The sequence below is a fragment of the Clostridium vincentii genome, from assembly GCF_002995745.1.
GTDB lineage: Bacteria > Bacillota > Clostridia > Clostridiales > Clostridiaceae > Clostridium > Clostridium vincentii.
In genome coordinates, this window is record NZ_PVXQ01000067.1 from 1 (window position 1) to 8,555 (window position 8,555).

Annotated in this window: 8 protein-coding genes; 1 reads left to right on the forward strand and 7 read right to left on the reverse strand. The window is 30.7% G+C overall.

Annotation, left to right across the window (positions count from 1 at the left end; genetic code table 11):
- Window positions 1-266 precede the first annotated feature (266 nt).
- The 4 genes from CLVI_RS16670 to CLVI_RS16685 form a co-directional block, all read right to left on the reverse strand.
- Window positions 267-1,127 (reverse strand): Cof-type HAD-IIB family hydrolase, encoded by an 861-nt coding sequence (locus CLVI_RS16670; RefSeq protein WP_106061325.1) that lies wholly within the window; start codon window positions 1,125-1,127, stop codon window positions 267-269.
- A gap of 157 nt (window positions 1,128-1,284) precedes the next feature.
- On the reverse strand, window positions 1,285-2,718 hold the full coding sequence (locus tag CLVI_RS16675) for a glycoside hydrolase family 1 protein (protein WP_106061327.1): 1,434 nt from the start codon (window positions 2,716-2,718) through the stop codon (window positions 1,285-1,287).
- Window positions 2,719-2,901: 183 nt separating this feature from the next.
- A complete protein-coding gene (locus tag CLVI_RS16680; protein WP_106061328.1) occupies window positions 2,902-4,584 on the reverse strand; it encodes an ABC-ATPase domain-containing protein in 1,683 nt (560 codons plus the stop codon).
- Window positions 4,585-5,154: a DUF1836 domain-containing protein gene (locus tag CLVI_RS16685; RefSeq protein ID WP_106061330.1), complete on the reverse strand. Its 570-nt coding sequence runs from the start codon at window positions 5,152-5,154 to the stop codon at window positions 4,585-4,587. It lies immediately after the preceding gene.
- A gap of 228 nt (window positions 5,155-5,382) precedes the next feature.
- Here CLVI_RS16685 and trhA point away from each other — a divergent pair, with 228 nt between their 5' ends.
- Window positions 5,383-6,030 carry a PAQR family membrane homeostasis protein TrhA gene (trhA, locus tag CLVI_RS16690; RefSeq protein WP_106061332.1) on the forward strand — a complete coding sequence of 216 codons (648 nt, stop codon included), beginning with the start codon at window positions 5,383-5,385 and terminating at the stop codon, window positions 6,028-6,030.
- 78 nt (window positions 6,031-6,108) lie between these two features.
- Here the strand turns inward: trhA and CLVI_RS16695 are convergent, their stop codons facing one another.
- From CLVI_RS16695 to CLVI_RS16705, 3 genes are all read right to left on the reverse strand, one after another.
- Complete coding sequence (locus tag CLVI_RS16695) at window positions 6,109-7,416, reverse strand: PTS sugar transporter subunit IIC (protein ID WP_106061334.1); 1,308 nt, start codon at window positions 7,414-7,416, stop codon at window positions 6,109-6,111.
- Between the two features lie 71 nt (window positions 7,417-7,487).
- Window positions 7,488-7,796, reverse strand: a complete 309-nt coding sequence (locus CLVI_RS16700) for a PTS sugar transporter subunit IIB (protein ID WP_106061336.1) — start codon at window positions 7,794-7,796, stop codon at window positions 7,488-7,490.
- A gap of 29 nt (window positions 7,797-7,825) precedes the next feature.
- A complete protein-coding gene (locus tag CLVI_RS16705; protein WP_106061338.1) occupies window positions 7,826-8,149 on the reverse strand; it encodes a PTS lactose/cellobiose transporter subunit IIA in 324 nt (107 codons plus the stop codon).
- Between the last annotated feature and the right edge of the window lie 406 nt (window positions 8,150-8,555).

Here is an 8,555-nt window from a genome sequence, read left to right on the forward strand (position 1 = left end):
GTGGATTAAAAGGATTTGGAGATATTAGTTACAATTAAGAGTAAAAATGCTTAAGGGAAGTTATAAATATATACTGTAAAATAATGGATAATAAAATAGTTGCCCACTTTTACTTGACTCAATCTTTTCTACCCCCTAATATTTACTTTACTATAATTGAATTATATAATAAAATTTAGTAACATTACATAGTCTTTTCCCTATTGTGTACCAGCACAGTTATTTATATGCAAAAAAAAGAGACCCTAAAGGTCTTATTTTTTAATCTATAGATTTAAAGCCTTATATATAGCCTTAGCTACTCCTGCCTCATCATTAGTATCAGTCACATACTTTGCTATTTCCTTTATTTCTGGTATAGCATTTCCCATGGCAAAGGACTCTTTAAATTCCTCAAACATAGAATAATCATTAAAACTATCACCAATAACTATAACTTCATTTCTAGATATACCCATCTTATCAGCAACTTTTGCTAAAGTTAATCCCTTTTGAGCAAGCTTATCTGTTATTTCAATATTATCTTTAAAGGATGAAGATACAGCTAGTCCTCCAAGTCCATTAACTTTTTTCTTCATATTTGAAATAATATCCTCATCACTATAAAATGCAAGAATTTTTCTTATTTCTATTTCACTACATAAAAACTCCTCTATATTTTCAATATACTTAAGTATTTTAAAATGAGGATGAACTTTTGCAACTTCAAGAGCATCTTTAAAAGATGGGAACTTCTCGAAATGCTGAACCATGTGTGCTATTCCCTTTAGGGCCTCTTCTTTAGTATTCGTAGTATAAATCCCATGGCTTGTGAAAATCTCAGATCTCATTCCAACTGCCTGTACCATATCTGTAATTTGTGTAGCTTTACTTTTTTCTATATTAATTCTTTCAAGTATATTTCCATCTTCATCACGGTACTCTGCACCATTCATAAGAACACATTGGCACCTTAATCCTGCCTCTTTGAGTAAAGGTGCTACAGTTTCATACTCTCTTCCTGTAGAAATGACAGTTTGTACTCCTAGTCTCTGTGCAATCTTTATAGCTTTAATATTTTCTTCATGTATCTCATGTTTACTATTCAGTAATGTTCCATCCATATCAGATGCAATAATTTTTATCATGTCTTTTCCTCCCTTGAAAACTACTAACTCTAATCTAATTTTATCATAGGTATGCTAATATTAAGTTAAATATTATACAATGCTCCAATTAATTTACGCTTATTAAGCACAGAAAAAAAGCACCACAGTAAATGTTGTGCTTTTTTTACTTATATTTTTAAAGTTCTTTTCCATTACTCTTTATAACATTCTTATACCAATAGAAACTCTTCTTCTTTGATCTTTCCATATTTCCATTTCCATTATTATCTTTATCTACATAGATAAAGCCATATCTCTTCTTCATTTCTCCAGTTGATGCACTTACTAAGTCAATGCATCCCCACATAGTGTATCCCATAAGTTCAACACCATCCTTAACTGCTTCTTCCATTTGAATTATGTGATCTCTAACATAATCTATACGATAATCATCATTTATTGATCCATCTGCTTCAACTACATCTACTGCACCTAAACCATTTTCAACAACTATTAACGGGATTTGATATCTATCATAGATATTGTTTAATGTCCATCTTAACCCCTTAGGATCAATTTGCCATCCCCAATCTGAAGCTTTTAAATGCGGATTTTTAATTCCACCTAATATATTTCCTTCAACTTCTTCTAAATTTGTATCAGCACTTACAACTGAAGACATATAGTAACTGAAGGAATAGAAATCTACACACCCTTCTTTTAATATCTCATTATCTCCTGCTTGCATTTGTATTTCAATGCCTTTTTCTTCAAAATAGCGATTTGCAAATCTTGGGTAATATCCTCTTACTTGAACATCTCCGCAAAGCATATTGCTTATCTGATCTTTTTGTTGAGCTAATAATATATCATCTGGGTTACAAGAATTTGGATAAGTAGTCATATAAGCAATCATGCAACCTATTTTAAAGTCTGGATTAATCTCATGACCTAACTTAACAGCCTTTGCACTAGCAATAAATTGATGATGTAAAGCTTGGAACCTCTTTTGGTCTGAATTTTCATTTTCATTAACTAGAATTCCACCAGCCATAAAAGCTCCAAAAGGAACTGTTAAACAATTTATTTCATTAAATGTTAACCAATACTTTACTTTATCTTTATATCTTTTAAATATTGCTTCACAGTATGTTACATAAAAATCAATAACTTTTCTTGAACACCAACCATTATATTTTTCAGTTAATCCAAAAGGTGCTTCATAATGAGAAATTGTTACTAATGGTTCAATATTATTTTTTATTAATTCATCAAATACATCATCATAGAACTTTAGACCTTCTTCATTTGGTTCTAATTCATCCCCATTAGGGAATATTCTAGTCCAGTTAATTGACATACGAAAAGTCTTAAATCCCATTTCTCCAAACAGTTTTATATCTTCTTTATAATGTCCGTAAAAATCAATAGCTTCACGACTTGGATAATATGTCTCTTCTTCTAAAACTGGTGTAATACGTCTAGGAGTTGTATGAGTTCCTCCGGTCATCATATCTGAAGTACTAGCACCCTTTCCATCCTTGTTCCATCCACCTTCAAATTGGTTAGCAGCAGTTGCTCCACCCCATAAAAAATTATCTGCAAATTTAAACCCATTATTATTTGACATTAATTCTACCTCCTTAAAATCTCTATACTATGATTTTAATATATCTAATCATAACTTCACACCGCAAATTTCCACGTCTGTACCAGTACAAGTTGAAATAAAAGCAGTAAATAGTTTTCACTACTTACTGCTTTCACATCACTTATTATTATAGTTTTTCTCCATTACTTTCTATACCATTCTCTATACTCTCAATTTTCTATATCTATTAAAGGCAGCCATTATTTCCTGCTTTCTTGGCATAGCTAAATTTCCATTCCCACTAATATCTATTAAGCCCTTCTTTTTTATACTCATTAATATTTCATCTGTTACCTCTTCAATATTTAATGTTCCATTTATTATATTTTCTTCTGCATACTTCATAATATATCCTATTGCGGTAATCTGCTCACTATCTACAATTTGTTCTACAGCCCTTAGCTCGATTTTCTCCCTATTTATGTCTAAGGCATCTACTCCCAAGGTTTTTATTTTTATCCCTTTAGGACCTTTTTCAATACTTCCTTTTTTTATAACTCTATTAAAATTAATCCTTATTTCCCTATCTGTTATTCTATTTAAAATTTTTCCTGTACTTAGAGCCTTTGCCTTTTCCGTAACATCCTTTGGTTCATAAGAATCCATTTGAATTACTGTATCAGCTACATCAAAGAAATCCCCTGAACTTCCTACAACTATAATTGTTGATATATCTTGTTGCTCATATAAAGGTTTTACGACTTCAATAAAAGGTGTAATAGGCTCCTTTTCTTTAGAGACCAGTTTTTGCATTACATCATCTCTTATCATGAAGTTTGTTGCGGAAGTATCCTCATCTATTAAGAATAATTTTGTGCCACTTTCTATTCCTTCAATTATATTAGCAGCCTGGGATGTACTTCCACTGGCATTTTCTGTACTAAAGGCTTTTGTATCCTTTTTATTTGGTAAATTGTTTATAAATAAAGATATGTCATCCTTATGAATTACTCTTCCATCCTCAGCCCTTACCTTTAAAGCTGTTTCATCAGTAATGACAAATTCACGTCCATCTCCCTCTATATGATTATATACTCCAAGCTCTAAAGATCTTAATAGAGTTGATTTACCATGATATCCTCCCCCTACAATTAAGCTTATACCCTTAGGAATACCCATTCCTTTTATTTCGCCTCTATTAGGTGTATTAAATGTCATTTCTAAACCTTTAGGAGATCCAAACTTTATACCATCCTTTAAAGCCTTAGTTGAAATCCCGCTCTCCCTAGGTAAAATTGATCCATTAGCTACAAAAGCTACTAGATCTCTTTTTTCTAATTCGTGTCTAATATAGATTTGATCCTCAACAAGCCTTACTCTATCCATAAGCTTATCTTTATCTATATTATTATATATTATTGAATTCTCTATAATCTGTGGCAGAAAATCATATAGTATTTTTTCAAGTTCTCTAGCAAGTACGCTTCTTCCCTTTGCTGGAAATCCAACCTCAATTCTTACCTGTAGCTCTTTTTCACTTATAATAACTGAAGTTCTATCTAAAATTTCTTGAGGACATTTACTAATTGATATTAGTCCACTTTTGCCAGATCCAAATACTCTTTTACCATAAGCATCTATATTTTTATAAAATAACCTTGTTAAAAAGTCTTGAACCGCTATCCTTTTATGCTCTTTATCAAATAATTCCTTTGGTATATTAGCAACACTTTGATCCATTATTATTCTTACTCTAGACGGTGCTGCAAAAGGGTCTCCTTGCACATGATCTATTGATAATATGTATTTATTAAAATCATACTGTCCTGCAAGAGACTTATATGAGTTATATCCTCTTCCGTCGATTGAATAAAGTTCTTTTTTTAAATCATTTAGATTTTTCATTTATTCCTTCTCCTTTGCAAAAAACTCATCTATTAATAGCTCACCCATTCTTCTATACATATTACTCATAGAAATAATAGATGAAATAAGTAGAAATTTTTTTTCAAATTCTTCATGGCCACCTTTACTTATTGTATCGACTTTTTTCTCAACGGAAGCTTTAAATCGAGCGCTATCTTCTAGGCTATCCTCTAAGTAACTTTCATAAAGTCTCCTTAAATCATAATCTTCCTTATTTTCATATTTTTCAACTATATTATTTAATAGTAGCTTAATATCATTTATTGATAAAGATCCCTTTAAATCATATATTAAGCTCATTAATATTAAATGCTCCTTGGAGTATTTCTTATTCTTAATAGACATTAGTAAATTTGCCTTCGCGTAATTATTTATCATGGTCTTAGTTAATATCTTATCCTCTTCTTTACGCTTTAATGGACTTAGATTAGCTTCAAATAGCTGTATTACTTGATCCATATATAGGTCTATCTCTGGTATATCTTTAAGTTTTATCTTTTCATCTACACTTACATTCTTAATTAACCTTGTCACTTCTTCTTTATTCATGTTAACTCTCCTCTATATAGTTTTGTAAACTACATGTTGTTTTGTTTATATATTTAATATTAATAGTATTCTTGCGATATTGCAAGAAAATGGGATAATATATATATATATAAGTCTTATATAGATTATTTTTAAGGTTGACTCTTTGATAACTATATACGATAATCTAATTATACCATCATCTAGTTTTTAAAACTACTTGTTGTAATTTAGGAGGTGTTTTTGAAAATGACAAAGTACTTAAGAGAACCTATTAACGGTTTAACTCATTTAGTTGGTGCAATTTTATCTGTTATAGCTTTAATTGCATTAATAATTAAAACAATATCTATAGGTGGTCCTTTAACTAATTATCTGGCCATTATAGGATTTGGTATAAGTATGATATTACTTTATAGTGCATCTGCAACCTATCACTCTGTTATTTCAAAGGATTCAGTAATTAAAGGCTTAAAGAGAGTAGATCATTCTATGATTTTTATTCTTATAGCAGGCTCTTATGCACCCCTTTGTTTAATTGCACTTAATAACTCTGTTGGCCATTTACTATTTACTATAGTAGCTATCTCAGCTGTAATAGGTATAATTTTTAAAATTTGCTGGGTTACTTGTCCAAAGTGGTTAAGTAGTGTTATTTATACAGCTATAGGATGGCTTGCAATTTTTGCAATATATCCACTTTCTAAGGTTTTAGCCCCTACTGGTATATTCTTCCTTGTTTTAGGTGGAGTTATGTATACAGTAGGAGGAGTTATATATGCTTTAAAATCTGAAAAGATTAGAATTGGAGCTTTCGGCGGTCATGAGATATTTCATATATTTATAATGCTAGGAACTCTATGCCACTTCATTTGTGTTTTTTATTATGTTTTATAAATTTCTATAAAGTTAAAAAGCAAAGGTACAATTTTATATTGTACCTTTGCTTTTTTATTATTTAATCTTTACTTATTCTTACTTTAAAGCGTCTTGTTCATTCTTATAATTCATTGCATCTACTTTCTTAAAGAAAGGGAAGTATATAAAGAATGATACTGCTAGTGATACTAATTGCATTGCAGCTGTTCTCCATCCACCAAGGATAAATCCTGCTACTACTGGAGGTGTAGTCCATGGAACTAATACTCCTGAGAATGGTGGAACTAATCCTGTTGCTATTGCAAAATAAGCTAATATCGCTGATACCACAGGAGCAAGAATGAATGGTATTGCCATAAATGGATTCATTACTATAGGTGTACCAAATGTAACGGGTTCGTTTATATTAAACATTCCAGGTCCAATTGCTAACCGTCCTAATTGTTTAGATTGTTGTGATTTTGCAAAGAATAACATACAAATTACTAGACCTATTGTTATTCCTGCACCTGTTGTATTAATAAACTGTTCTAGGAATTGTTGTGTTACTATCCGAGCTCCATTAGCTATAGTAAGTTCTCTACCACTATCTAATATAGCTTGATTTGATGCAGTATTTGATAAAAGAATTCCTTGTGTTACACCACCAACAATTGTTGTTCCGTGTACTCCAAACCACCATAAGAATGGGATTAAGAATGCGATTACTATAACACCAGGTAAGGAATCTGACATTCCTTGTAATGGAGTTTGTATAGTTTTGTATATAAATTCAATAAATGTTGTATTCAAAACATATTTAAAGAATCCAAAAACAAAAGTTGAAAATAGAATTATTACTGCTGCTGGTATTAATGCCGCAAATGAATTAGCAACACCTTGTGGTACACCAGCTGGCATCTTTATTGTAATCTTTCTTTCGAGAAACCACGAATATGTTATACCTACAAGAAGGCCAATTATAATTGCTGAAACCATACCTTCTCCGCCAGTCCAAGTCATTGGAATAACTCCTGTTACTATTTCTCCAGCTGCTGATTTAATAAATAGATTTTGAGTTAATATAAATGATACGAAAGCCATTACTGCAGCTGCTAACGGTTCATGTTCTTCATTCTTAGCATAGGAATATGCTATACCCATAGTTGCTACTATGGCTATCATTTTAAAACTAGAATTATAAGCTTGAAATAAAGGCTCAGTCCACCCAGCTCCAAAAATACTTGCTATCCATTCATTTAATGCAGGTATTGGTAATTGAGCAAGTAATAAAAATACTGATCCTACTAGTGTTAAAGGTAGTGTAAACAATATACCATCCTTTAATGCAGCGACAGGTTTTAAATTAACAAATTTCATAACTCCAGGTATTATTTTTTCATTTAAAGTTTCCTTCATTGACATAATATAAGTCCCCCTCAAAATTAATTATAAATAATTACAAAATATTTTTGTACATTACTTCCATTTATTTTTTATTTAGCACTAAGTTTTAATGCAAATTCCAATACTTTTGCTCCATTCATCATTCCATAATCCACCATAGGTATTACTTCAACCGGAATTCCTTTAGCCTGGCAAATTACCTTTACTTTTGGTAATTTGTATCCAACCTGAGGTCCTAATAATGCAACATCTACATTTTCTAAACACTTGGCAAGTTGTGATTCTGGAAAAGCTTCAATATCCACTTCTATGTTTTTTTCTTTCGCAGCTATTTTCATCTTATCCACCAAAATACTTGTTGACATCCCAGCTGCACAAAACAATCTGATTTTCATCATAATATATCTCTCCTTACTTTTTTATATTTTTACTTATTTATTAATGTGTTTACTACTTTACGTAATTCAATTATCTGTTCTATTAAGTTTCTTTCTGTTATCGCTGTCATTAAATGATCCTGCGCATGTATGAAAAGAAGCGTTGTATCAATTTTTTCTCCCTTTGCTTCTTTATGTAGTAAACTTGTTTGATCATTATGCGCTATTTCTAATGCATCATTTGACTTTTCAAGTTCTTGATCCGCTCCGGCATAGTCCCCTTCATTAACCAGCCCCAATGCCATATACGCATGATTTTTACAATCACCTGCATAAATAATAATGTTCATAATTGTTTTCTCTAGTTCAGTCATTACTACACCTTCTTTTAATGAAATTTTGTTGTTTAAATTTTTATCTCTTGCTAATTTATAAAGCAATAATCATGCCAAACACTATTTTTCATATGTAAAATAAATAAATAATCCATAAATATTATTTATTTATCCCCTCAATAATGCCTATATACCTATGTTCACGTTTACTTACATCTAATTTAATAGTGTTTATCTTAATTTATAGTGTTTAGTTTTTATTTGTAGTGTTTAACTATTCCGCTGTTTATAAACACTACTAGACTTCTAGTTAAACATTGTTAGAGTATAATTTTAGTAGGCAAAGGTAGCAAAAAAATAAAGGAGATGTAAAAACATCTCCCCAATACATAAATTATCCATTATAATTTTATTGCTAAGATAAAAAGAATGGAGTTGGATTTAT